Raw genomic sequence first — 23,226 nt, 5'->3', positions numbered from 1 at the left:
GGGTTTATGCAACCAGAGTTACAAAATCAACAATCTTATCAGCAGGTTCCGCAAACCAATGCGGCTCTTCCTGATGTCTCTCAGCAGCCATCAGTAGCAATTGGTTCGGGACCAAATCCAGCCACACCAGCTCCAGATAAAACCCCTGATGACAAGAAGCAAAAAGGACCAATTAGCACCCAGAACACACTGCTTTTCTCTGAAATGCGCGAAAATATGATCATTATGAGTGATGGCAGTTTTCGGGCGGTGGTAGAATGTGAATCAATTAACTTCGACCTTATGAGTTCACGCGAAAGAGAGGGAATTGAGTTTAGCTATCAAAACTTTATCAACTCTCTATATTTCCCAATTCAAGTTCTTATCCGTTCACGCCGCGTGGATATTGGCCCATATCTGGACAGATTGGCTGAAATTCGCCGCAATCAAGACAATATGCTTCTCAATGTCCTAATGGACGATTATATGGATTTCATTGATATTCTGGCACAAGAGGCAAACATTATGGATAAGAGTTTTTATGTTGTCGTTCCATATTATCCAGCTGGCGAGGAAAATGCCTTCAAGCAGCAAACTAAGGGATTATTCAATAGCTTCTTCAGTGGAAAAAAAGAGGCAACCGTAACAAAAATTGACCAAGTCACCTATACCAAAGCCAAAGATGAAATTAAGAACCGTATTGATTTGGTTATGAATGGTCTATTCCAAATGGGCGTAAAAAGCTGGCAATTAAATACCAGGCAATTGGGTGAGCTGTTCTACACCTCATATAATCCAGACACTTCATCGCGTGAATCATTGGCGGCAATTGATCCAAGTGAACTTACAACAACTTACGTAACTAAGGGTACAGGTCAACCGCCATCAGGAGGTATAAAATAATGGCAAAGAAGAAATTAGATGCTGTTGATATTGCCGCTCAGCAACGAGCACGAGAGCAAGCCGAAGTCGAACAAGCCTTCTTAACTGGTGTTAGAACTTTGCGTGATTTTATTGCGCCAAGTAGTATTGAGCTTCATTCTGACCATTTTCGACTTGGCTCAAAATATGGCCGCACGATGTATGTTTATGGCTATCCTCGTCAAATTTACACTGGATGGCTTAGCTCGATAATTAACATCGATGAAGTGCTGGATATTAGTATGTTTATTTATCCAGTCGATACGCAAATTGTCCTAAATAACCTGCGCAAAAAAGTTACTCAGCTGGAAGCAACCATGAACATAAACACGGAAAAGGGAAGGGTGCGCGATCCAGGCTTAGAAGCGGCATTACAAGACGCCGAAGAATTGCGCGATCAATTACAGATTGGTGCTGAAAAGTTCTTCCGTTACGGCTTATATATAACACTTTATGCAGATAGTTTAGATGAATTAAGCTTCATCCAGCATAAAATTGAAACTATTTTTGGTCAGCAATTGGTGTTCTCGAAAGTAGCTTCCAGTCAGCAGGAGCAGGGATTAAACAGTTCTATTCCGCAGTTAACTGATGAACTACAAATTCGCCGCAACATGAATACTGGCGCAATTTCAACCAGCTTTCCGTTCACTTCAGCCGATTTGACGGATAATAAGGGCGTACTTTACGGAATTAACATGCATAATAATGGCTTGGTAATTTTTGACAGATTCTCTCTGGAAAACGCCAATATGGTCGTGTTCGCTAAGTCTGGTGCTGGTAAATCATTTACCGTTAAATTGGAAGCTTTAAGAAGTATGATGGTCGGGGCTGATATTGTGATTATTGACCCAGAAAATGAGTACCAAAAACTATGCGACGCAGTTGGTGGCAGCTATATTCGATTGAGCTTAAGTAGTGACACGAGAATCAATCCGTTTGATTTACCGCGTGTTATTGATACTGATGAGGCAGATGACGCACTGCGAGCTAATTTAGTGACATTACACGGGCTACTCAGGCAAATGCTGGGTGGTGCAGGAGCAGGAGCTGGTGGACAAGTTGTAGCAGGACTATCGCCAGCGGAAGAAGCTGATATTGATCAAGCATTAATCGACACTTACGCGCGCGTTGGTATTACTTCGGATCCACTAACACACAATTCTACGCCACCGACGATTTCCGACTTATACGACACCTTGCTTCATATGGGCGGAACTGGTCCAAGCCTAGCTCAGCGACTTCGCAAATTTACTTCTGGAACGTTTGCTGGAATATTCTCGCAACAGAGTAATATTGATATTAATAATAATATGGTTGTCTTTAACATTCGCGACTTGGAAGATGAACTGCGACCAACGGCGATGTATATTGTTCTGAATCACATCTGGAATATTACGCGTACCGACCAAAGAAAGCGTATGTTGATCGTTGACGAGGCTTGGCAATTAATGAAATATGATGATTCCGCCAACTTCTTATTCTCTCTAGCTAAACGTGCCCGTAAATATCAATTAGGCTTAACGACTATCACGCAGGATGTGGAAGACTTCGTCGGAAGTAAAATGGGTCGAGCAATCGTTTCCAACTCCTCAATGCAGCTACTTCTGAAGCAGTCCGCCAGCGCCGTTGATGTTTTAGCACAAGTGTTCAAATTGACAGATGAAGAGCAGAAACGTCTAGCTAATTTCCCAGTTGGGCAAGGATTATTCTTTGCTGGACAAAATCACGTTCACATTCAGATTCAGGCTAGTGACACCGAATATAATTTGATTAATACAAATCCTGCATCACAACAAGTAAAACCGTCAGATTCACCGATCGGCGGCTACGGGGCAGTGTAAAAAAATAACGAAAAAATATGGCGCGAGTTGATTATACGACAGATTCCGAGACTGATAGCAGATTAAATCCTGCTGAACAGGCTCAATTTGATCAAATCGCAGCCGAGGTTGATAGCGGATCAGAACTAAGCGATCGGGAAAGAGACGCCATTAATGATCTTGAGTCTCAGTTTAATGATAATAATTCCGACCTCGACCCTAACCAAAATGATTCTGCCAGCGCTGCCGTTAATGACCAGGAATCTTCTATTCCTGACAACGGCTTTTATGAACCGTCCAATGACAAAAAACGAAATAATTTAAAATCTACCCTAAAGCTTGCAAAAAAAAGTAGAGGCATAATAGCTATAGTTGGTATTCTACTTTCCATAGCGGCTACTTTTTCGGCTCTTCTACCATTGAAATTAAATTCTTTACTAGACAATATAGATCAGCAAATCGGAAGTGTTGCTCATTATTCAGTAGAGGAGCGTTTGCAATATATAACCACACGCTGGTTAGCTATGAGAGTTATGAAAGAAGCTTACCCAGGGGACGAACATATAGTTTTCTGTAAGGGCGGCGGCATATTATGTTCACTAACTTCAACAAAATATTCTGTTTGGTTTGAAAAAATGCTTGATGCTAAATTTGAAAAAGAAGGCGTCAATGTAAAAGTAGTCATAAACTCTCACGGGCGTTCAGGCCTAGGAGGCAAGGCTTCTCATTTCACTATCAAAAACGTTAACAAAGACCTTGACAGTGTAATGAAAGGCGTAGAAAAAGAGGTTGGACATAAGGAAATAAGGAAAAGAATTAAGAATGATATAAAACGAGTGCACGGTCGTAACTATTTAATGCGCTTTATATCCAAACGTATTCTATATAATAAATATGGCGTAAAATCGTTTAATATTATACCCGAAAAACACGTTAGAGCATGGAAAGATTTTAAGGCGAAGATTAAGTCTGAATTCGCTTCTCGTGCCATCGCAAAAATATCACCAAAACTTGCCGCCGTCTTATCGTGTATTAATGGTAGAGATGCCTTAGGTTGTGCAGAAACACTCGATAAGGTTAAAACCAAACTAGATGGAGATGTAGAAAAAAAAGAGAATGCCCTTAAGGAAAAACCCAACGATCCTAAAGCAAAATTGGATTACGAAGCTGCTAAATCCAACAAAGATACTTTTAGTAAACTTACCGATAATCTAGCTAATGGCGACGGTCTTATTGCAAAAATAATAAACAAAGAGCTAATGAAAAAATTCACAACTGGTTCAGCTATCGTAGGAGCCATTGATATGGCTGCTGGCTTCATAGGCGCCCTAGATTCAGGTACTCTTGAAGTTATAGGACGAGCTCAAGTCGCCCAAACCTACGCCTCTTTCGCTTACGATGAAGGTATTAGTCCAGTTGTAGTAAATGACATGATGAAAACTGGAGACTTACAAGATATTCGATATTTAGAGCTTGCGACAAGCTTATTTGACGGGGCAGAATCATCACCGCTGTACAGTGAAATTCAGGCTGGCGGGCTCACATCATCCATACTTCCGATCCTATCCGGAAACAGCGTATCAGCATCTGGCGGAATACGAACTAAATGTACTGTTGACGGCAAAGAGAAGGTTGTTACGTTAGATCCAGGCGAACTTGTTTGTCCTGAGAAGAAAGTTGTCCAGGATTATACAGCATTTACCAAAAATCCAGCATGGCAAGTACTAGCCGCAGTAGCTAGCTTTTGGAATAATTCTATAGGAGCTGTAATTGACGTAGCTGGTGATATAGTATCTCAAATAACGGGACCTATTGTAAACTTTGTAACTCAATTACCTGGAATTAAGCAGGTAATGGACTTTTCGCAGGACATAATGGGCACCTTAGTGCAATGGGCGATTAGCTATATATTTAATATTCCAAACGTTGGCATTGACGCTCCAGGAAATAATAATTACGAAGCTCTAGTAGGCGCACAGATGGTCTCAACGGCGGATAGTCTAGAAAACGGCAAAACAGAGTCTGGGTCTGGTATCGGTGGTAAATTATTGAGCGATAATGAATTGGCGATGATAGCAACAAAAACAGAAAAGGAAGATAAGGAAGATTTTGAGCAACAGCCAATGCTAGCAAAGATATTTGATCCAAACTTAAAAAATTCAGTAGCAAATCAAATGCTTGCTATAATGCCAATCGGTAAAAAATCTGCCATTAATTTCTTAGCAAAAACACCAGCCTTATTATTGTCGCCATTAATGCCGAACAATCGAGCTTCAGCTGCTACTAATAGATTAGCCGTCATGAAATCTATGGGAATACCTTGGTATGGATATACGGATCCTGAAGTGCTAAATGCCGACCCAAACAAATATACTGCAGAAACCTGTAAGACATATGATGAAACTCGAAAGAAAAGCCTGGAAAGAGATAGAAGTACAGGGTATGTAGTTCCTGTTTACAAGACCTCCGATCCTTGCGCTTTAGAGGAGGTAGTAGCCGGCATACTAGCTGAAAGAGCTGGAGATACTGATAGTAAATACTACATTAAAGACCCTGGCGGTGGTAGTGGTAGTTCAAAATCTTCAACATCAACCGGTAAAGCCGTCGGAGAACCCGAACTGGAAGAGGCTCAATCAGGATGGGGTAATCATAGTAACGGCGAAATTCCAGATTCAGATCTACAATCTCTATCTTTTTCTCCTGAAAGCAAGATGAATAAACAGGCGGCAGCGGCTATGGAGGAAATGAACAAGGCCTACAAATCCGATACTGGCTCTAATTTATCTATTAATGAGGCTTACCGAGATTGCGCAACACAAATTAGGTACGCTCGAGAGTTGGGAGCTGTTGCTGCACCAGCTCCTCCTTGTAGATCAAATCACGGATGGGGTCTCGCTGCAGATATTAATGTCGGAGGCTTTAATTCTCCTGTATATAAATGGCTAGAAGCAAATGCGCATAAATACGGGTACGTTAATCCACCTTGGGCAAAACCTGGCGGCAGTAAGCCCGAGGCATGGCACTGGGAGTATGCAAGAAAGGTTTAGTTAAAAATGAAAAAGTCTATTATATTCTCTCTGATTACAGTATTATTACTATCACAAAACACCTCAGCTTTAACAGAGGCCGATTATCCCGCTCAAAATATACGATTATACAGCTCAAAAAGTTCAGCTTGCACTGAAGCTGCAGGCTCAGTGTCAGCTGAACTGTCAAAAAATATCCCATCAGATTGGGGGAAGATTTTCTCGGCAGCAGCAGAAAAATTTAACGTTAACCCTAATTTTCTAGCAGCGCTATATCTAACAGAACAAGGAAACACCTGGAAGCCTCTTAATTCTCAGTGGGCGTCATCACCAGTCGGCGCGAGTGGCCCAATGCAGTTCATGCCCGGCACCTGGAGTGGACACAAACAAGACGGAGATGGTGACGGTAAAGCCGATATCATGAATCCATATGACGCTGTTTTTGCAGCTGCACATCTTATACAATCCATGAGCACCGACAAGAATACTCCACTAGGAGACATTGGAAGTCCATGGAAGAGGGAGCCTATGACAATTCTCTATGCAGCAGGCGCCTATAACTGGGGTGGAGGTAATATTCAAAACCACACATCCGACTCTAGTCCACTTACAGATTCCCCAAAAGAAACTCAAAATTATCTTAAAAATATCTACGAACTATTTAACAGTGACTTTACAAAATCAGGTCACCCAAATTACAAAGATCCGGCACCTTCAGGAGAAGGTGGTAGTGAAAATAGCTCAGCTAATGTGTCAAATTGCGCAAATAGTGGCGGCGTACATGCCGGAAGTATAGTAGAAACAGCAAAAGGGCTTATAAATAAAGACAACCCAGGTACACCCTCGCAGGCATATATAGATGCTCGTGCTAAATACAACCCTGAAGCCGGTGGCGATATGAATGACTGTGGAAAGTATGTATCTACTGTTATGCGTGCCAGTGGAGCTGACCCAGACTACCCACCAGCAGGCACCAGCATCCAAAGAAATTATGTAATAAATTCATCAAAATATACTATCATAAATACTAAATCTCCTAGTGATCTTCAGCCTGGTGATATATTAGTCTACAGCGGTTCGGGATCTTACGGGCACACAATGATATATATCGGAGATCAAGGAGATGGTAACGTTGCGGTAGAAGCATCTCTTGGAGATCATCCTCCTAGATACGCAAATATTGGTAGGGTACAGACTCAATTGGGATATTCAACTAACGTAGTAGCGAGGTTAAATAAATAATTATGTTCAATATTTTTACGCAATTAGATCGCAAAGTTAAGATTGCTATTATTTCATTTGTGGGAATATCCATCTCACTTATAATCTACGCAATTTATCTGCTGCAATTCGATGCCACGATATACGTATATTCCATACCTGACAACTTGACGATGTCTTATGGCGACGTAAAAAACCAGCGAATTTCATCCAGGAAAGATATTAAAGTAAAGCACGGTAACCATAAATTTACTTTCTCAGCTAACGGATTTGAAAGTTATACTACAGAAATAAATATTAACAAAAACGAGAAGAAAAACATCATATTTGCCTTAGAACCTATTACAGATGAAGCTAAAAAAGAATACGCAAAAGACAAATATACTGATATTAAAGAGGGTATAGCTGGTAAAAAAAGTAGAGAAGCCACCCGTCAATTGGAAAATAAAAATCCCGCTATTAAATCACTACCTATCCATAGTAAAGATTTTTACATATTTCCATGTGATAGATACAGATCTGAAGGAGATAAAACAATAGGAATCTGCATAACTGTTACCGACTATTTCAATCGATCTCAGATTGATGATGCATTCGCGAAATTAAAAGAAAAAGGAATAAACCAAGAAGATTATGACATCAAAGTAAATAATCGTATTTGGCCAACAGAGAAAGAAAAGTCTACAGGAGCTGCAGTTCAATGTAGAGGCTCAAATCCTGACTGGTGCTACACATACAGAGATATTTAGCTCTTAAGCGGCATAATAATGTGCGTATAATCAGGATTTTTTATCTGCTCTCGAATTACGCACGGCGACAATTTGCCATTGAACGAAAATACTATTTCATCTGCGTCAATAATATTCAAAACTTCCGTTAGATAGCGTGAATTAAGTGTTACTTGACCGTCTGCGGATATTTTGGCTGTTGCCTCTGAGGTATTCTCGCCAAGTTCAGACGCAATCGAATGAATAGAAAGCAGAGAGTCCTCCTCTGACGCGGTAATTGTAATTCCACCACCAGATTCACGCGCAAATAACGCTGCAATTTTCGTAACTCGACTAAAATCAGACTTCTTAATAACAATCTCAGTTTCGGCAGTTGATGGAATTAATTGACGATAATCAGGGAATTTCCCGTCAATTAATCGACTAACAATTTCCATATCTCCCGTCTTAAAACAAACTTGAGAATCATCAAAAAGAACCGTAATTTTCTTCTCATCGCCAACACTCTTACTGACTTCCGCTAAAGTAGAGGCGGGAATAATGGCCGACACTTCATTGTCTGACTTTATCAGACGCTTTTCTGCCAACCTGTAGCCATCAGTAGCAGCCAAATATAGCGATCCTTCATAATTATGCCAATAAACTCCCGTAAGAACTGCTCGCGTGACGTCAGAGCTGACAGCCAACTTCGTTTGGATTATAGCTTTCTTAAGATCCTCAACGTCAATTTCATATTGTATAGCGGTCTTTTCATCAATTGTAGGCAGCTCAGGATACTCGTCAGCTACCACGCCATTGATAACTGATGAGAATTTTCCTGAAGTTATATGCAAATGTTCGTTTTTAGTTTCAAGTTCCACTGGACCGCTTGGTAAGTTCGTAATGAACTCTGATACCAATCGGGCAGGGATTGTAATAGACCCATGATCTTCAATTTTCGCACCAATGTATTGAGTAGAAGCAATTTCCAAATTCGTTCCAGCAATCAATAACCTTCCTCCATCAGTGCGAAGTAAAATATTATTCAATATCGGCAGTTCATTGCGACTTGATGCGATATCTTTAATTAGGTTAAGTGCTTTTGCAAGTTTTTCTTGGGTGACTGATACTTTCATTATACTTTCCTTAATTTTTAATTAGTCTTAATAGTAATAGGTGCTGTGGAAACTGGGTAAAAAATGTGTTCAAACAGGGGTAGAGTGGCGATAAAATAGGTGGAAAACTCTGTGTGTTGTTTGTGGACTTTATAGTGGATATTTGTGTATTATTCCACCGTCTGCTGACTTGTCGTTCTCTTTCCACATATCTGTGTGTTAGTAAGTCACCGCAAAAACACAATATCTGCACAGCTTTTCCACAATTAATGAACATATAATTTATCCTTGATGTCGTTAATTTGCTCGCGAATACTGATATTAGTAAGACTTTCTTTAGTAATCTTCTCGATTGAATGCATAGCGGTTGTGTGGTCTTTTCGTCCAAGCTCTTGGGCAATTTTCGGAAAACTCATTTTCAGCTCACTACGTAGAAGGAACATCGCAATTTGTCTTGGCATCGCGATAAATTTGTCACGCCTTGATGAGCATATATCTTTTACATCAATATTATAATAGCGTGCCGTCTTATCGATTATCTGTTTGGCAGTTATATGTTGTGGTCTGTTACGTTTAATATCTCCCAAAATTCCTTCAGCTGCCGCTAAATCAGGTGTGAAATTCTGCATTTCCGCATAAGCAAGCAGTCGATTCAAGGCGCCTTCCAGCTCACGAATGTTTGTCTTAAAGTTGGTCGCTAGATATTCTACGACATCGGAATCTAGTTCAGTGTTACTGAGTTCAGCTTTTGCCTTAACGATAGCGCAACGAGTTTCATAATCGGGCATCTGAATATCAATTGCCATACCCCATTCAAATCGACTGCGCAAACGATCGGTTAGAGTAGGAATGCTTTTTGGAGGTTTGTCTGAGCTAATAATAATTTGCTTATTGTTCTGATGAAGATCGTTAAATGTATGGAAAAATTCGTCTTGAGTTTTTTCTTTCCCAGCGATAAATTGCATATCATCGACAATTAAGACATCGACATTGCGATATTTATCAGAAAAACCTTTTTTCTTAAATCGAATAGAATCTAGAAACTCATTAACAAACGTTTCCGTAGTAATATAAAGCACGCGCGCCGAAGGTTGTTTTTTAATTATCTCGTTACCAACAGCCTGCATTAAGTGAGTTTTACCAAGTCCAGAACCTCCGTAAAGATAAAGCGGATTATATTTTTCCCCCGGATGTGCGGCGACCGCTTGGCAAGCAGCATAGGCCAAATCGTTACTTGAGCCAACAATGAAACTGTCGAATGTATATCTAGGATTAAGATTGCTAGAATGAGATCTTTTTGATGGTAAGATTAATGGTTTTGCTGGTTTTGGTTGATCACTTTTATCAACTTCACGATTAACGCGTGGTTTTTTATTGCTAGATTCGACATTATAAGAAATAGACGGGGCATTAATGCCGTTATGTGACAGAGCTTCCAATATTTGCGGATGAAATCGCTTTTCAAGTTGAGTCCTAGCGAAAATATTCGGCGCAATTATAAGAACTTCTTTGTCGGAGATTATTTCCAATTTGGTATTTTTGAACCACGCAGTAAACGACGAAGATGATACAGTCACTTCAATCTCACCTAAAACACCCTGCCAAACTGCATGACTATCCACGAAAACTACTCCCTAAAATCCTGTTAACTGTCTTTACTATAACAAATAAGGGGAGTTTTCCACAAGTATAAACGGAGTAGAAATGACTTTACTTGAAACAGGGGTGGAGTTTTCCACAGCTAGAAACCTTATCTGTTAAAACTGTGGAAAAATATACAGAGACAGTGGAAAAGTCATTGTCGACTTGCAAAAAGTACTGAAAGAATATATACTATCTATTGATATGCCAAAGCGAACATTTCAACCACACACCCGACATCGCGCAAAGACGCATGGTTTTAGGGCACGAGTTTCTACCAAGGCTGGTAGAATGGTTTTGAAGCGCCGCCGCCTAAAGGGTCGCGCTAAAATTGCTATTTAATAGCTAAAAATTATCCCGTCGATGAAGGCGGGATTTTTTGATATAATTGTAAAATATGTTACAACAATGTAATAGATTTCACGGTCATGGCAGTTTGAAGTTTGTCTATAAAAATGGACAGGCGGTTCGTTCGTCTATAGCTACAATAAAATACGTGAAAAATCCGTATCGAAATCACAGCAGGTTTGCGGTTGTTGTTAGTAAAAAAGTTTTAAAATCAGCAGTACGTCGGAATCGCATACGTCGACGTGTTTATGAAATTATTCGCTTGGAACTTACTAATATGAAAAATGATCAAGACGTGGCTGTTATTATATTTTCGGCGGAGGTTCTATTGATGTCACATAAAGACCTGAAGCAGACGATAAAGAATCTTTTCTCTCAAGCTCAACTGTATAAATAGGCAATTTTTTGCTATAATTAAGGTATGAGTTTTTTTGATGAGTTTATCGTTCGACCGATTTTAAATTTACTAATGGCTATTTATAGTATAATTCCAGATTTTGGTGTTAGTATTATTATATTTACAATTATAGTAAGACTTTTACTTTGGCCGCTAATTAAGAAGCAACTTCATCAAGCAAAGGCAATGCGTAAAATGCAGCCAGAGTTGGTGAAGATCAAAAAGCAGTACGCGAAGAATCCACAAATGCGTAATTTAGCGATGATGGAACTTTATAAAAAGCATAATATTAGTGCTTTTGGATCAATCGGTGTTATGATTATTCAGTTTCCGATTTTGATTGCAATGTATCGAGTGGTGCAGATTTTTGTTTCTAGTCGAACCGACTTGGGAAAATATGTTTATGATTTTATGAAAAATCTGCCGGTTGCTAATAATTTAGTAAATAATCCAGATCAGTTTAATCAGAATTTCCTGGGAATTATAGATTTGACACAACACGCAATATCAAAGAGTGGTATTGTTTTTGGCTTGGTTGTTTTGGCAGCAGTCGCGGCGTATTTGCAATATTTAACTTCAAAACAATTGTCACCTCAATCTGATAGCAATCGTAAATTGCGTGACATTTTAGCTGAGGCTGGCGATGGAAAAGAAGCAGATCAGACAGAAGTAAATGCTATTATGACACGAAAAATGATGAAATTTATGCCAGTAATGATGTTCTTCATTATTGTATATTTGCCAGCGGCTTTGGCTCTTTATTTGACAACAGCCAGCGCTGTGGGATATCTCCAGAACTATATCATCTTCAAGCAAGACTCTAAAGAAATGCAAGAAATTGCAGATAAAAAATCTAAAGCATCGACAAAAATTGACAAACGTGTTAAAAAGGCTACAGAGGCCAGGATAACTCGGATCAAGGCTAAGGATTAAGGAGGATTTATGGACCAAATTGAAACGGTTGAATTTGTAAAAAAATATTTAGAGGATTTGCTAACATTCTTTGACTTGAATCTGGAAGTTTCGGTAAAAATCGAAGATGGAATTGTTGTAGCTTCAATTCCACATAGTGAGCGAAGTAGCATTTTAATTGGTAGAAATGCGGAAACATTGCGTAGTATTCAGAATCTTTTGTCGACGGCGCTTCGTCATAAAGAGGCGTCAACTGTTCGGGTGAATTTGGATATTGCGGACTATAAAAAGCAGCACGCTGAAAAAATCGCCGAAAAGGCGCGCGGCTGGATTGAAGAAGTTCGACGAACTGGCGAATCAAAGGTGGTGGATTTGAATGCTGCTGATCGCTGGACGGTGCATCACTTGGCTGGTGAATATAGTGATATTGATACGCATTCTGAAGGTGAAGGTCGCGAACGACGGCTAATTATTAGTCAGAAGAGTTCTTAGTGTCTTTAAAGACTATTCTGGAGTATAGAACGTAATTCCAGACGAGGCCGACTACTGTGGCAGCCAGCTTGCTAATTAATAGAGCAAGTGATTTATTTAATCCGAAGCTTATGAATATCGGTGTGATAATAGCGATAATAATTGTCTGAATTACCCATAAACCAAATAGTGTAACTGCGGCGAATAAAAGAAATTGTTTTTTCAAGTTTTGAGATGTTGACTTAAAAGTGTATTTTTTATTTGCAAAAAACGAGAACAAAAAAGCAACGAATGTTGATATAAAATTAGCAAACTCTTTTGGGATATTTAAGAAGATTGTTAGGCTAAAAAGTATGCCAAAATCTAACACTGTATTAGTACTGCCAACGATAAGAAATCTTAATTTATCGGCGTGTTTTTTTAATATTTCCTGCATGGTATTCCTCTATTAAATATAATGGTCTGTTTTTTGTTTCAATAAATATTCGACCTACGTATTCGCCAATTATACCTAGGGATAATAACTGAACTCCGCCGAGGAATAAGATAACTGCCATTAGCGAGGAATACCCAGCACCAGTAGAAACTCCGAACAAAGGACGAACTAAAAGATAAATAATCCAGACAAAAGCAATAAACGAAATAATGAATCCAAAAATAGTTGCCATTCGTAGCGGCGCGGTAGTAAAGCTGGTAATTCCGTCGATTGCTAAGTTGAGTAGTTTTCGGTAATTCCATTTGGTTTGGCCGGCTAATCTGGGATTACGATCGTAAAATATCTCTTTTTTCCTATAGCCAATCCAGCTAAAAATTGCTTTTGTATTGCGCTGAGATTCGCGGAATTTTTGCAAAGCCTCAATGCATCGGCGATCCAGCAAGCGAAAATCTCCAGTGTCGACCTGAATGGGGATGTTAGTTGATTTTTGCAATATTCTATAATACCATTGGCTGGTTTTTTCCTTCAGCCAGGTTTCGCCTTGTCGATTGTTACGGCGAGCATAGACGTCATCGTAACCATCTTCCCAATATGAAATCATTTCCTGAATGAGCTCTGGCGGGTCTTGTAAATCTGCATCGATAATCACCAGAGCGTCACTTTTTACGTGGTCAATTCCAGCTATCATGGCAATTTCCTTACCGAAGTTTCGCGATAAATTTATATAGCTAATTCGAGAATCTTTTTTCGATTGCTCGGCTATGATTGAAAAAGATTTATCGGTGCTACCGTCGTTTATGAAGAGAAATTCGAATTGATAATTGGGTGTGTTTTTTGTAAATTCGTCCAAGCGCTTAAATAATTGCGGTAAAACAGATTCTTCATTGTAGACTGGGACGAGAATAGTGATGGTTTTCATGGTATTAAATATATTATTTTATTCTGAAAAATTGCTTAAATTTTAATAATCCAGTTTGATTTGGCAGCGGTCCATCGTGGATAATATTACGAATATAGTCGACGGAAACCTTACGATTTTTTTGGATATAAAAACGTTTTTTATAAGCTGCCGGTTTGTGGATAATTGACGCTAAAGCGCCCTTGAATGCGGGCCAACCGTTGCCGTGGCGAATTGCGCTGGCAAAAATCAACCAATATGTCAGTAAAAATCGTATACCAATATGCCAGAATAATTTACCTGGAACATTTTTAATGAAGACTAATGGTAAGTTTTTGAAAGTATTATAAACAGCTAATCCGGGAACTTTTTTACTACTAGCGCCAACTTTATGATAAGCAATAGCCTTAGGTGTAAAGCGAACTTTCCAGCCGGCTAATTGTGCTCGGAAGCTTAAATCGATATCCTCATAATACATGAAGAAATCCTCATCAAACATATCTATATCATCAAAGATTTTTGCACGATAGATAGCACCGCCGCCAGTCGCACCAAATACTTCTTCAGGCTTAGTTGGTGTGTTTTTTATGGGTTCGTCACGGTTTCTTGGTCCAGGAAGTCCCCATGTTGTGTAAAAATCTCCAGTTGTGTCAAGAGTCTTGCTATTGCGTCTTTGTAGAATTCCAGTTGCAATTCCGCATTCTGGGTATTTTGATAATTGATAAACGAGAGCTTCACACCAGTTTTTATCAGCTATCGCATCCGGATTAAGCATTCCAATATATTCAAAGTTGTTTTTTAGAGCGTAGATTAATCCTGTATTAATTCCTCCCGCGAATCCTAGATTATCTGAGTTTTTGAGCAAAACAATTTTTTCTTTTTTGTGCGAAGATATATATTCTTCAAATACAGTAACAGAATTGTCGCTACTATTATTATCTACTATAACAACAGTAGGCTTTAAGGTTTGTTTTATTAATGAATCAACGCACTCTATAGCATCGTCGGATCCGTTCCAGTTAAGAACTATAATTGCAAGTCTATTCATAATGTTCTTTTTGTATTGTATAATAGGTGATGTATATTATGAAGTGGCTAGAGGTTTTTAATAGAAAAAATAGGATTCTCTTAAGAGAGCTAGTTATTACGGATTTTAAATTGAGATATCAGGGCTCTGCTCTCGGATATGTATGGAGTGTTCTTAAGCCGCTTTTTCTATTTTCGATATTGTATTTAGTTTTTGATAAATTTTTAGGGGTAGGAAGGAATATAGAACATTTTCCAGTGTATTTATTGCTGGGGATAATTTTATGGAACTTCTTCGTAGAAGCAACTAATCAAGGACTAAATTCTATAGTAGGTAGAGGTGACCTACTCAGAAAGATTAATTTTCCTAAATATATTGTTGTAATTTCTGGCACTGTATCCTCATTGATAAATTTACTATTTAATATGATAGTGGTGCTCTTATTTGTGTTAGTAAATGGAGTCCACTTATCATGGATGTCACTATTAATCGTACCACTAATAATTGAACTGTATATATTTGCTTTAGGGGTGGCTTTTTTCTTGTCTGCTCTTAATGTTAAGTCGCGAGATACTGGATATCTATGGGAGGTATTTACTCAGGCTGCATTTTACGCCACCCCTGTTATTTATCCAATGCAGATGGTTTCACAGAAGAGTAATTTTGCTGTTGATCTGTTGTTTCTTAATCCTGTTGCACAAATTATTCAAGATAGTAGATATGTGCTTATAACTAAAGATACGATGATTATGTGGAATAGATTAAGCCCGCTAATGATGTCTGTACCGTTTTTAGTTATAGCTATAGTGGTTCTATTTGCGGTTTGGTATTTTAAGAAGCAGTCAAAGACATTTGCTGAGGAGATTTAGGATATATGAAGGACGTAGTTATAGAAGTTAATTCTCTTACTAAGACTTTTAAGATACCAACAGAGTCTAGTAACGGGATTAAACAGAAGACTATTAATTATATTAAAGGCAAAAAAGGCTACAGGGAATTTACGCCATTAAAAAATATATCTTTTGATATTAAAAAGGGTGAATTTTTTGGAATAGTGGGTAAAAATGGTTCAGGTAAGAGTACTCTATTGAAGTCTATAGCTCAAATCTATTCTCCGACGAAGGGCTCAGTACGAGTAAATGGATCTCTTGTCCCGTTTATCGAGTTGGGTGTTGGTTTTAATCCAGAATTAACAGGTAGAGAAAATGTATTTTTAAACGGAGCTTTACTGGGATTTAGCCATAAAGAGATGGAGCTGATGTATGATGATATTGTTGAATTCTCTGAGTTGGCAGATTTTATGGAAGAGAAGCTTAAGAATTACTCATCAGGGATGCAGGTTAGGTTAGCCTTCTCTGTAGCTATTAAAGCTCGTGGCGATATTTTAATGCTTGATGAAGTGCTGGCTGTCGGGGACGCGGCTTTTCAGCAGAAGTGTTTTGATTATTTTGAGAAAGTTAAGCGTAGTAATCAGACTGTGGTTTTTGTGACGCATGATATGAACGCCGTGCGCAGATTTTGCTCGAGAGCTATGTATATAGAAAATGGAACGATAAAACATATTGGATCTCCTCAAGAAATTGCCGATATATATACGGAGGTTAATATGGATGCGGTTACCAGTGCAGAAGAAGAATCTCATGACGATTCAGTTAGTATGTCTGTTGATATACCTAGTAAAAAAATTTTTACGCAAGAAGACTCGATTGATATTGGCGTGACTGTAGACGGTATTGATGAAGATGTTTTTGTGAATATATCCTTTGTGTACGGAGGGTTTGTATTTGCTGATCGCAACTGTAGAGACACTCCTAGTGACTTTATACAAAACAATAGGAGGATTAATTTCAATCAGAGTTTGGATGGCTTTAATCCTGGCAAATATGATATTCATATGTCATTACATCGCAGGGCTGATGATGGCATAATTAAACATTTGCCACGAGCATTTTCGTTTATTATTACAGGTAAGGATGATTTTCGTGATGGTCCAATGAGAATAATGGGAAAGTGGAGTGTAAAGAAGAGGGGATAAAATCAGATGAAAAATAAGATTATAAAGAGTACTAAATTTGTTATTAGAGCAGCATTACATCCGTCATACGGTAGTGAACAAGTAAGGTTGTTTCGTGACCGTAGATTTATTAATAAGAAACGATATGAAGATTATATTGAATGGTTTGATAAGCATAAAGTCACCGATGAGCAACTTAAGTTACAAAGAAAATGTTCCAAGGAATTTAAGCAACGTCCATTGATTAGTATTTTGTTGCCGACATATAATACAAATCCAGTATATCTGCGTAGCTGTATTGACTCTGTCCTATCTCAGAGTTATGACAACTGGGAGTTGTGTATTTCTGATGATAATTCTACTAGCGATCAAACAAAGAGTGTTATAAATGAATATGTAGAAAAGTATAATAATATTAAGGCTACATTTCGTAAAGAAAATGGTCATATATCAAAGTCATCTAATACAGCTCTTTCGATGGCTAAGGGTGACTATATATCATTACTCGATCATGATGACATTTTACCTCCCAACGCCTTGTTTGAAGTGGTTGATGTTATAAATAAAAATCCTGATGTAGATCTTATTTATACGGATGAAGACAAGATCGATAGTGACGGTATTCATATAGAACCATTTTTTAAACCCGACTGGAGTCCTGATTTTATGAATTCATGCAACATGGTAACGCATTTTGCTACCATAAAAGCAGGTATAATTAGAGGTGTTAATGGATTTACCGTCGGCACACATGGCGCGCAAGATTGGGATTTATTTTTGAAGATTTCTACTAAAACTAATAATATTTATCATATTCCGAAAATTTTATATCATTGGCGTAAATCTGAGACGTCTACTGCTATGAATGCTGATAGTAAACCATATGCTTATATAAATCAAAAGAATGTCCTTCGTAGTAGTGTGAGGCAAAGAAGAGAGAATGCTTATATAGATTCTCATGTTGCATTAGGATTTTGGCGTAAAAAATATGTAATCCCGACAAATCCGTTGGTGTCAATTATCATACCGACCAAGGATAATTTTAGATATATAAAAAAATGCATAGATTCAATTATTGAAAATACTTCGTATCCATATTTTGAAATAATAATTGTAGATACGGGATCTACAGATTCTCGAGTAAATGATTTTTATGAAAAATTAATAGATAATAATGACAATGTGCATGTTATTAAATACAAGAAGAAATTCAATTTTTCAGATGCATGTAACTATGGTGCAAATAATTCTAGTGGAGAATATCTGCTATTCCTTAATAATGACACGGAGGTTATTACTCACGACTGGATCCAGTCATTGCTTGAGCATGCTCAGCGTCCAGAAATAGGGATGGTTGGACCTAAGCTTATATTTGAGGATAAGACAATACAGCATGCTGGAATAGTCTTATCTGAAAGAGATATCGCATTCCATCCGTTTTATGGTCAGGATGAGCGCACAGATATATTTACGTATATTTATACCGCCAATATTCGTAATGTATCGGCAGTAACTGGTGCTTGTTGTATGATTAGTCGTGATAAGTTCAATAAGGTGGGTGGGTTTGATAATAAACTTCGTATAACGTATAACGATGTAGATCTTAACCTTAAATTACGCAAAGAAGGCTATTATAATGTCTACACTCCATACGCGGAGTTATTCCATTATGAGTCTAAGAGTGTTGGTCGCATAAACACGAGCGAGAGAGATACTAGCGAACTAGAGAGTGCCCAAAAAGAGATGCGTAAGAGATGGGGTGAATACTTGAAGAGGGATCCATTCTATAATGATAATTTTGAGCAATTTGGTCCGGGCTATAGGTTGCCCGAATAACGTTAACTATTAATTATAAATAACCGCGATAGTAAGTTGTACTGCCGCGGTTATTTATATTATTTACGATGTAAAGATGTATGAGTTATTATACTTAGTATATTCCTGATGATGTAGATATGTGGCTAGCCCATGATTGTTGACCGTCGCCCCATCCATGTACTTCGACAGTATTATTGGTTGTACCTCTGTATTTGACATAATAGATAGTGTCTTTTCCTCTTCCTTGCAAATCGGCTACTACTATGTCATTTGACCCTATTACATAGCCAGACTCTGGGTAATTACTTGCGGTGTGACGTACCCAGTTTTTTAATGAAGAATCCCACACGTGAAATTCGATAAGACCGCTCGTAGTATTGTCGTATTTAACATATATGAATTCATCTTTTTTATCTCCATCAAGATCTGCCGCAATAACTCTTCCTGTATTCATGCTAGCTGAAGGGTGGCTTGTTGCTGTGTGTCTAAACCAACTAGTTCCATTATTATTCCAACCATGCACTTCAATCATGCCGGAATTAGTCTGCTCATAATTAATCAGATAATATTCGTCATTACCATCGCCATCAGTATCTGCTGTTATAACTTCAGAAAATAGCGGATCAATAGGTCCGGCAGATGTTGCAGTGTGAGCTAGCCAACGCAATCCATCTTGAGTCCACGTATGAAACTCAACTCTACCACTTGCAGTTCCATTGTAGTCAACCTTTGTTAATACGGTATTTTTGCTATTAACCTTCCTTGATATAACCTTACTGTACTGCTGATTGAAGGTGTATGAGTTTGTCGCTGTATGTTGAGACCATGTCTGTAAGTTACTATTGGCCCATGTATGCATTTCGGCACATTTACTGCTAGTATTATTAGGTACGGATATGGTTAATGTGTCATTATTCCCATTTATTCTAGTCGGTATAATTCTAGCACCAGTTTCTACGTTAGGTATATTCTGTCCGTTTTTGCAAGAGAACGAACTGCTTGATCTGGTATCTCCAAACCAGTCCGTAAAGTAATTATAAAAGTTACGATTACCATAGGCGCTACACCCATCACCTACGCCATACCCAGATGACATAGCAGCGGCATTTGGTTGATATGGTGTATAACTATAAAGAGCGGCGGTTGTCCAATTCTGAATATTTATATTAGATCCTCCGCAAGCAACATTCGGACTCCATCGAACGAAATTTACGCCTGTTGTATATGGTGAATACCAATTAGGATTGCGTGTTATTATGTAGTGAAAGTGTTTCGCTGCCCATTCTAGCTGGTTTTCTAGGCCAAAATATTTACTATCACACTCGGCGGTGTCTGGACATCCATAGCCAGTTGCGCTTTTGAATTGCCCACGAGTTGGCCACGTGTCAGTAACTAGGGCTTGTTCTTTTTGGAGTAAAACTATTAAAAGCTGTGGGTTTACATGATATTTTTGAGAGATATCAAAGATTAATTGAGCGGCGCTTCTCCCGTCTTTTGTTTTATAATCACGGAGGCATGTGTATGGAGGACTATGCCATCCTTTCGATGTGGCATACTGAGCGCGAGTCATATCGGGTCTTCCAAACTCACTGGCTGGCTTTGCGCCGTTTGTATCACATTGGGGAACTTTACTATTTAAAAATGACTGAATTTGGTCTGCACTCATAGATCCGTAATTTGTTGCTACGGCGTCATCCATAATATTGCTTGGGTCAAAATCATTTAATACCGCAGATGCTGGCGTAGAAGATAATATCGCTCCTAAGCATATTGACGTAAGTATGCCTAATTTTAATATTAATTTCTTCATATAGTTATTTCTCCTTCAGTATCTCCAGTCACGTTGTTGTCTTCGTAATGAATATTTATTGTCCATTTTCCAGGTGATAGCTGAGACAATGGAATGTTAAATCCTTTACAGCTAGACGTACTTGGTCCAGCTTGCAGCTCTACGCTATTGAAGTATGTTTGTCCGCTAGTATTGTGCATTGATAACGTACATCTTCCGCTTGGTGATATAGTTTGGATCAAACTACGGATATAAAGAGTATTTGATTCTTTATCGACCGTTGTAGCTGTTATACTTACTCCAACTGTTGGTTTTTTGCCGTTGGATGACGGAGTTGGTTCTGGTGAAGGATCACTTCCTTGTAATGTTTTAGATTTTTGATCTGATGGCTCTTTTCTTGATTTATTAGACACCTCATCTAATGATCTTTTTTTTATGTCTTGACCAGCGTTTTTTTGCTCCTCGGTGGCTGCGCTAAATTGGCTTTGAGTAAAAGGCCAGAGCTTAAACTTATAAGAAACCAAACCGTAACCTACTAAAGACAGCAGTATGACAGCTATTAAAATCAACACTTTTATTTTTTTATTTTGTTTTTTCTGTATTTTCATAATTGTTACCTAATTAATACTACTATAGCAGATATAGATAAAACGGTAAAGCTTTAAAAAGTTCTTTTATAGAATAAAATATCTCCATTATGTACAGTGACTTTATCGATTAGTTCGTAACAAGGTAGCTGTAGTGGCGTCGTAGATAACACATGAGTAACGGATTTTCCTATATGATTGCTACAACTCAATTTTGCAATAAATACATCCGGCTGACTAAGTACGAGATCTTTGTCTATGGTGTCAGATAGAAGTATATGTGCATACCTGTTATAAATTGTCCTATCTTTTGACACTTTTGACCAGAAATCTTTATCAGGGTAAGTATTGACCCCCGTAATTGATTTCCTATTTGCCATTTGAGGGAAATTTTCTAGTACGCTTGTGCCGGACAATCCCCATGTGTCGTCACTAGACGAGGTAGAGATAATCTTTTTGGTTATAATATTATCGTTATACCCGCTTCCTAGACCTCTATATAACGGCTGCACAGTTATTGTCGACATAATACATAAAGAAGAGAGCACTAACAGTCCGAGTTTTTCCTTTTTTATAAATATAAGGGCTAGCCCACTAGAAAGGCTTATTGCGGCTAGTAATAATACGCGAAGATCCCCGGCAAAGTTACGATTGAACTTTACGACATACACGATGGTACAGACATAAATGATAATCACTATAGTTGAATATAGATATGGTAAATAGCGATATTGTGATGAAAATTTTATAGTATTGGCAAGCGTGTATATTAATGAAAAGATTCCTATAAAACCTAATCCAAGCTGCAATCTTGTTATCGGTACAAGATGCATCATGAAAGGTTTTGCTATTGAAGAGAATCCTGGAATAAATAAATGAGATATGAATATTAAGCAGGAAACAAAAATAGCAACTCCAACCCAATCTATAGTTTTATTTTTACGCCATTTGCTATATAAAATAAACAGTATAGGAATGATAAATGCAAAAGGCGTGATGATAAATGCAGACATTTCACTTTGATTAATGGATCCTTTACTTGGATCTATCGATGAAATGGATGTGTCATCCATAAGCCGGTATTGGCTATAGCCAGTGAGACCGATTAGATCAGCCTGTGATGGAGTTCCCGAATTTACGAATCGTGCCCCGGGATAATCTGTACCGGAAATGGCTTGTACAGCATCTATTCTGGTGATTAAAAATATACCAACTATGCCGATCACTGCTAGAGTAGATCCTACTATGAATGCCGTATTTACATATAGTATTTTTCGTACTTTTTTGGGTGCTTTTTTCCAAGTATTTATATAATAGCCAATCGCTACTAGAAATACGGTGATGACAACAGGCACTTGAAAGGCTGGATATAACAGTAGGGCGAAGCTTACCATTGAATAGGTTAATAAAAGTGATAATATGAGTTTCGATATTATATCACCATGTTTATATCTCTTTAAAAAAGACAAAGATTTATTTTCTATTAATTTCATTATTAATAGCAGTATGACAATTCCCCAGACGATACTCATTATAGTAATGGTTTGGTACCACCAGAATATAAAAGGGGCAAAAGAGCCTATGATAGCGATAGACCCCGACAGCACGTATTTATTGGGAAGAAATTTTAACGATAGAAAGTATATACTTAATAGTAATGATGCTAGTAATAGCCACCACTTAAAGGCAAAAGCAAACTCGAAAGGAATTATTAAAAAGGCAAGATTTTGAGGTCGGAATATTGTTGACCATTCTTTGTATGGTGCATCAGATACAAGGCTCATATTCTTGCCAGAATTTCCAAAGTTCTTGTTTATTAATGGATATCCAGCTTCTTTTTGTGCGATTGTAAATTGTGTAACAACTAGCCACTCGTCGCTGCGAATAGGTCGAGCTTCGCCTGATATGAGATTAGATGATTTACCATTAAGGAAAGAGTCATAATATAAGCCAAATGAAGATCCAGATATTTTAAATCCTGTCGCAAAAATTAGACAAAAGATAATAGTAGACGGGAAAACCCATTTTTTATACGAATCATCTTTTAATTTTGTAAAAATAGAACGTAGAACTTGCATAACATTTATTAGTATACAGTA

At 38.1% G+C, this 23,226-nt stretch carries 20 protein-coding genes; 12 read left to right on the top strand and 8 right to left on the bottom strand.

Translation table 11 applies throughout. The annotated features are described in order from the left end of the window. The first annotated feature begins 6 nt into the window (after nucleotides 1-6). The 5 genes from LR957_RS03405 to LR957_RS03385 are packed head-to-tail and all read left to right on the top strand — an operon-like array spanning nucleotide 7 to nucleotide 7,716. Nucleotides 7-882, top strand: a complete 876-nt coding sequence (locus LR957_RS03405) for a TraC-like domain-containing protein (RefSeq protein ID WP_232272934.1) — start codon at nucleotides 7-9, stop codon at nucleotides 880-882. Continuing rightward, on the top strand, nucleotides 882-2,741 hold the full coding sequence (locus LR957_RS03400) for a VirB4-like conjugal transfer ATPase, CD1110 family (RefSeq protein ID WP_232272933.1): 1,860 nt from the start codon (nucleotides 882-884) through the stop codon (nucleotides 2,739-2,741). The genes LR957_RS03405 and LR957_RS03400 overlap by 1 nt, the downstream gene beginning before the upstream one ends. Before the next feature lie 17 nt (nucleotides 2,742-2,758). Next, nucleotides 2,759-5,767 (top strand): M15 family metallopeptidase, encoded by a 3,009-nt coding sequence (locus LR957_RS03395; protein WP_232272932.1) that lies wholly within the window; start codon nucleotides 2,759-2,761, stop codon nucleotides 5,765-5,767. A 6-nt stretch (nucleotides 5,768-5,773) separates the two neighbouring features. Beyond that, complete coding sequence (locus LR957_RS03390) at nucleotides 5,774-6,988, top strand: lytic murein transglycosylase (RefSeq protein ID WP_232272931.1); 1,215 nt, start codon at nucleotides 5,774-5,776, stop codon at nucleotides 6,986-6,988. A 2-nt stretch (nucleotides 6,989-6,990) separates the two neighbouring features. Next, nucleotides 6,991-7,716: a peptidase associated/transthyretin-like domain-containing protein gene (locus LR957_RS03385; protein WP_232272930.1), complete on the top strand. Its 726-nt coding sequence runs from the start codon at nucleotides 6,991-6,993 to the stop codon at nucleotides 7,714-7,716. Here LR957_RS03385 and dnaN read toward each other — a convergent pair. Together dnaN and dnaA are read right to left on the bottom strand one after the other, a co-directional pair. After that, nucleotides 7,713-8,810 (bottom strand): DNA polymerase III subunit beta, encoded by a 1,098-nt coding sequence (gene dnaN, locus LR957_RS03380; RefSeq protein ID WP_232272929.1) that lies wholly within the window; start codon nucleotides 8,808-8,810, stop codon nucleotides 7,713-7,715. The genes LR957_RS03385 and dnaN overlap by 4 nt on opposite strands. 245 nt (nucleotides 8,811-9,055) lie before the next feature. Continuing rightward, the gene (gene dnaA / locus LR957_RS03375; protein WP_232272928.1) at nucleotides 9,056-10,411 is read right to left on the bottom strand and encodes a chromosomal replication initiator protein DnaA; all 1,356 of its coding nucleotides are present in this window, start codon (nucleotides 10,409-10,411) and stop codon (nucleotides 9,056-9,058) included. Between the two features lie 223 nt (nucleotides 10,412-10,634). Here dnaA and rpmH point away from each other — a divergent pair, with 223 nt between their 5' ends. From rpmH to LR957_RS03355, 4 genes are read left to right on the top strand one after another with little or no spacing between them, the layout of a single operon-like run. Further along, nucleotides 10,635-10,772 carry a 50S ribosomal protein L34 gene (gene rpmH / locus LR957_RS03370; protein ID WP_129635430.1) on the top strand — a complete coding sequence of 46 codons (138 nt, stop codon included), beginning with the start codon at nucleotides 10,635-10,637 and terminating at the stop codon, nucleotides 10,770-10,772. A 55-nt stretch (nucleotides 10,773-10,827) separates the two neighbouring features. After that, nucleotides 10,828-11,175 carry a ribonuclease P protein component gene (gene rnpA / locus LR957_RS03365; RefSeq protein WP_232272927.1) on the top strand — a complete coding sequence of 116 codons (348 nt, stop codon included), beginning with the start codon at nucleotides 10,828-10,830 and terminating at the stop codon, nucleotides 11,173-11,175. Nucleotides 11,176-11,199: 24 nt separating this feature from the next. Then, nucleotides 11,200-12,108: a YidC/Oxa1 family membrane protein insertase gene (locus tag LR957_RS03360; protein ID WP_232272926.1), complete on the top strand. Its 909-nt coding sequence runs from the start codon at nucleotides 11,200-11,202 to the stop codon at nucleotides 12,106-12,108. A 9-nt stretch (nucleotides 12,109-12,117) separates the two neighbouring features. Beyond that, nucleotides 12,118-12,579: a Jag family protein gene (locus tag LR957_RS03355; RefSeq protein WP_129631941.1), complete on the top strand. Its 462-nt coding sequence runs from the start codon at nucleotides 12,118-12,120 to the stop codon at nucleotides 12,577-12,579. Here LR957_RS03355 and LR957_RS03675 read toward each other — a convergent pair. Genes LR957_RS03675 through LR957_RS03345 form a run of 3 tightly spaced genes read right to left on the bottom strand, consistent with a single transcriptional unit; the run spans nucleotide 12,560 to nucleotide 14,940 of the window. Further along, a complete protein-coding gene (locus LR957_RS03675) occupies nucleotides 12,560-12,994 on the bottom strand; it encodes a GtrA family protein (protein WP_445082932.1) in 435 nt (144 codons plus the stop codon). The two genes, LR957_RS03355 and LR957_RS03675, sit on opposite strands and share 20 nt — an antisense overlap. Then, nucleotides 12,963-13,913 (bottom strand): glycosyltransferase family 2 protein, encoded by a 951-nt coding sequence (locus LR957_RS03350; protein WP_232272925.1) that lies wholly within the window; start codon nucleotides 13,911-13,913, stop codon nucleotides 12,963-12,965. The genes LR957_RS03675 and LR957_RS03350 overlap by 32 nt, the downstream gene beginning before the upstream one ends. A 13-nt stretch (nucleotides 13,914-13,926) precedes the next feature. Further along, nucleotides 13,927-14,940 (bottom strand): glycosyltransferase family 2 protein, encoded by a 1,014-nt coding sequence (locus tag LR957_RS03345; RefSeq protein ID WP_232272924.1) that lies wholly within the window; start codon nucleotides 14,938-14,940, stop codon nucleotides 13,927-13,929. A gap of 38 nt (nucleotides 14,941-14,978) precedes the next feature. On the opposite strand from LR957_RS03345, the gene LR957_RS03340 reads away from it, so the two are divergent. The 3 genes from LR957_RS03340 to LR957_RS03330 are packed head-to-tail and all read left to right on the top strand — an operon-like array spanning nucleotide 14,979 to nucleotide 18,769. After that, on the top strand, nucleotides 14,979-15,788 hold the full coding sequence (locus tag LR957_RS03340) for an ABC transporter permease (RefSeq protein ID WP_232272923.1): 810 nt from the start codon (nucleotides 14,979-14,981) through the stop codon (nucleotides 15,786-15,788). Nucleotides 15,789-15,793: 5 nt separating this feature from the next. Then, nucleotides 15,794-16,954 (top strand): ABC transporter ATP-binding protein, encoded by a 1,161-nt coding sequence (locus LR957_RS03335; protein WP_232272922.1) that lies wholly within the window; start codon nucleotides 15,794-15,796, stop codon nucleotides 16,952-16,954. 6 nt (nucleotides 16,955-16,960) lie between these two features. Continuing rightward, entirely contained in the window at nucleotides 16,961-18,769 is a 1,809-nt protein-coding gene (locus tag LR957_RS03330; RefSeq protein WP_232272921.1) for a glycosyltransferase family 2 protein, read from the top strand. 94 nt (nucleotides 18,770-18,863) lie between these two features. On the opposite strand, the gene LR957_RS03325 is transcribed toward LR957_RS03330, so the two are convergent. The 3 genes from LR957_RS03325 to LR957_RS03315 are packed head-to-tail and all read right to left on the bottom strand — an operon-like array spanning nucleotide 18,864 to nucleotide 23,205. Then, complete coding sequence (locus tag LR957_RS03325; RefSeq protein ID WP_232272920.1) at nucleotides 18,864-20,561, bottom strand: FG-GAP repeat domain-containing protein; 1,698 nt, start codon at nucleotides 20,559-20,561, stop codon at nucleotides 18,864-18,866. Beyond that, nucleotides 20,558-21,148 carry a hypothetical protein gene (locus tag LR957_RS03320; RefSeq protein ID WP_232272919.1) on the bottom strand — a complete coding sequence of 197 codons (591 nt, stop codon included), beginning with the start codon at nucleotides 21,146-21,148 and terminating at the stop codon, nucleotides 20,558-20,560. Before LR957_RS03320 ends, LR957_RS03325 begins: the two co-directional genes overlap by 4 nt. Nucleotides 21,149-21,201: 53 nt before the next feature. Further along, nucleotides 21,202-23,205 carry a DUF7657 domain-containing protein gene (locus LR957_RS03315; protein ID WP_232272918.1) on the bottom strand — a complete coding sequence of 668 codons (2,004 nt, stop codon included), beginning with the start codon at nucleotides 23,203-23,205 and terminating at the stop codon, nucleotides 21,202-21,204. Nucleotides 23,206-23,226 lie beyond the last annotated feature (21 nt).

The sequence above is a fragment of the Candidatus Nanosynbacter sp. HMT-352 genome, assembly GCF_021222645.1.
Lineage (GTDB): Bacteria > Patescibacteriota > Saccharimonadia > Saccharimonadales > Saccharimonadaceae > Nanosynbacter.
Note: the sequence above shows the minus strand (reverse complement) of the source record. Positions and strands in the feature narration are given on the sequence as shown.

What these genes read in the sequence shown, in the direction of transcription:
- LR957_RS03405 (WP_232272934.1), top strand. Translation starts at nt 7, where the DNA reads ATGCAACCAGAGTTACAAAATCAACAATCTTATCAGCAGGTTCCGCAA.
- LR957_RS03400 (WP_232272933.1), top strand. Translation starts at nt 882, where the DNA reads ATGGCAAAGAAGAAATTAGATGCTGTTGATATTGCCGCTCAGCAACGA.
- LR957_RS03395 (WP_232272932.1), top strand. Translation starts at nt 2,759, where the DNA reads ATGGCGCGAGTTGATTATACGACAGATTCCGAGACTGATAGCAGATTA.
- LR957_RS03390 (WP_232272931.1), top strand. Translation starts at nt 5,774, where the DNA reads ATGAAAAAGTCTATTATATTCTCTCTGATTACAGTATTATTACTATCA.
- LR957_RS03385 (WP_232272930.1), top strand. Translation starts at nt 6,991, where the DNA reads ATGTTCAATATTTTTACGCAATTAGATCGCAAAGTTAAGATTGCTATT.
- dnaN (WP_232272929.1), bottom strand. Translation starts at nt 8,810, where the DNA reads ATGAAAGTATCAGTCACCCAAGAAAAACTTGCAAAAGCACTTAACCTA.
- rpmH (WP_129635430.1), top strand. Translation starts at nt 10,635, where the DNA reads ATGCCAAAGCGAACATTTCAACCACACACCCGACATCGCGCAAAGACG.
- rnpA (WP_232272927.1), top strand. Translation starts at nt 10,828, where the DNA reads ATGTTACAACAATGTAATAGATTTCACGGTCATGGCAGTTTGAAGTTT.
- LR957_RS03360 (WP_232272926.1), top strand. Translation starts at nt 11,200, where the DNA reads ATGAGTTTTTTTGATGAGTTTATCGTTCGACCGATTTTAAATTTACTA.
- LR957_RS03355 (WP_129631941.1), top strand. Translation starts at nt 12,118, where the DNA reads ATGGACCAAATTGAAACGGTTGAATTTGTAAAAAAATATTTAGAGGAT.
- LR957_RS03675 (WP_445082932.1), bottom strand. Translation starts at nt 12,994, where the DNA reads ATGCAGGAAATATTAAAAAAACACGCCGATAAATTAAGATTTCTTATC.
- LR957_RS03350 (WP_232272925.1), bottom strand. Translation starts at nt 13,913, where the DNA reads ATGAAAACCATCACTATTCTCGTCCCAGTCTACAATGAAGAATCTGTT.
- LR957_RS03345 (WP_232272924.1), bottom strand. Translation starts at nt 14,940, where the DNA reads ATGAATAGACTTGCAATTATAGTTCTTAACTGGAACGGATCCGACGAT.
- LR957_RS03340 (WP_232272923.1), top strand. Translation starts at nt 14,979, where the DNA reads ATGAAGTGGCTAGAGGTTTTTAATAGAAAAAATAGGATTCTCTTAAGA.
- LR957_RS03335 (WP_232272922.1), top strand. Translation starts at nt 15,794, where the DNA reads ATGAAGGACGTAGTTATAGAAGTTAATTCTCTTACTAAGACTTTTAAG.
- LR957_RS03330 (WP_232272921.1), top strand. Translation starts at nt 16,961, where the DNA reads ATGAAAAATAAGATTATAAAGAGTACTAAATTTGTTATTAGAGCAGCA.
- LR957_RS03325 (WP_232272920.1), bottom strand. Translation starts at nt 20,561, where the DNA reads ATGAAGAAATTAATATTAAAATTAGGCATACTTACGTCAATATGCTTA.
- LR957_RS03320 (WP_232272919.1), bottom strand. Translation starts at nt 21,148, where the DNA reads ATGAAAATACAGAAAAAACAAAATAAAAAAATAAAAGTGTTGATTTTA.
- LR957_RS03315 (WP_232272918.1), bottom strand. Translation starts at nt 23,205, where the DNA reads ATGCAAGTTCTACGTTCTATTTTTACAAAATTAAAAGATGATTCGTAT.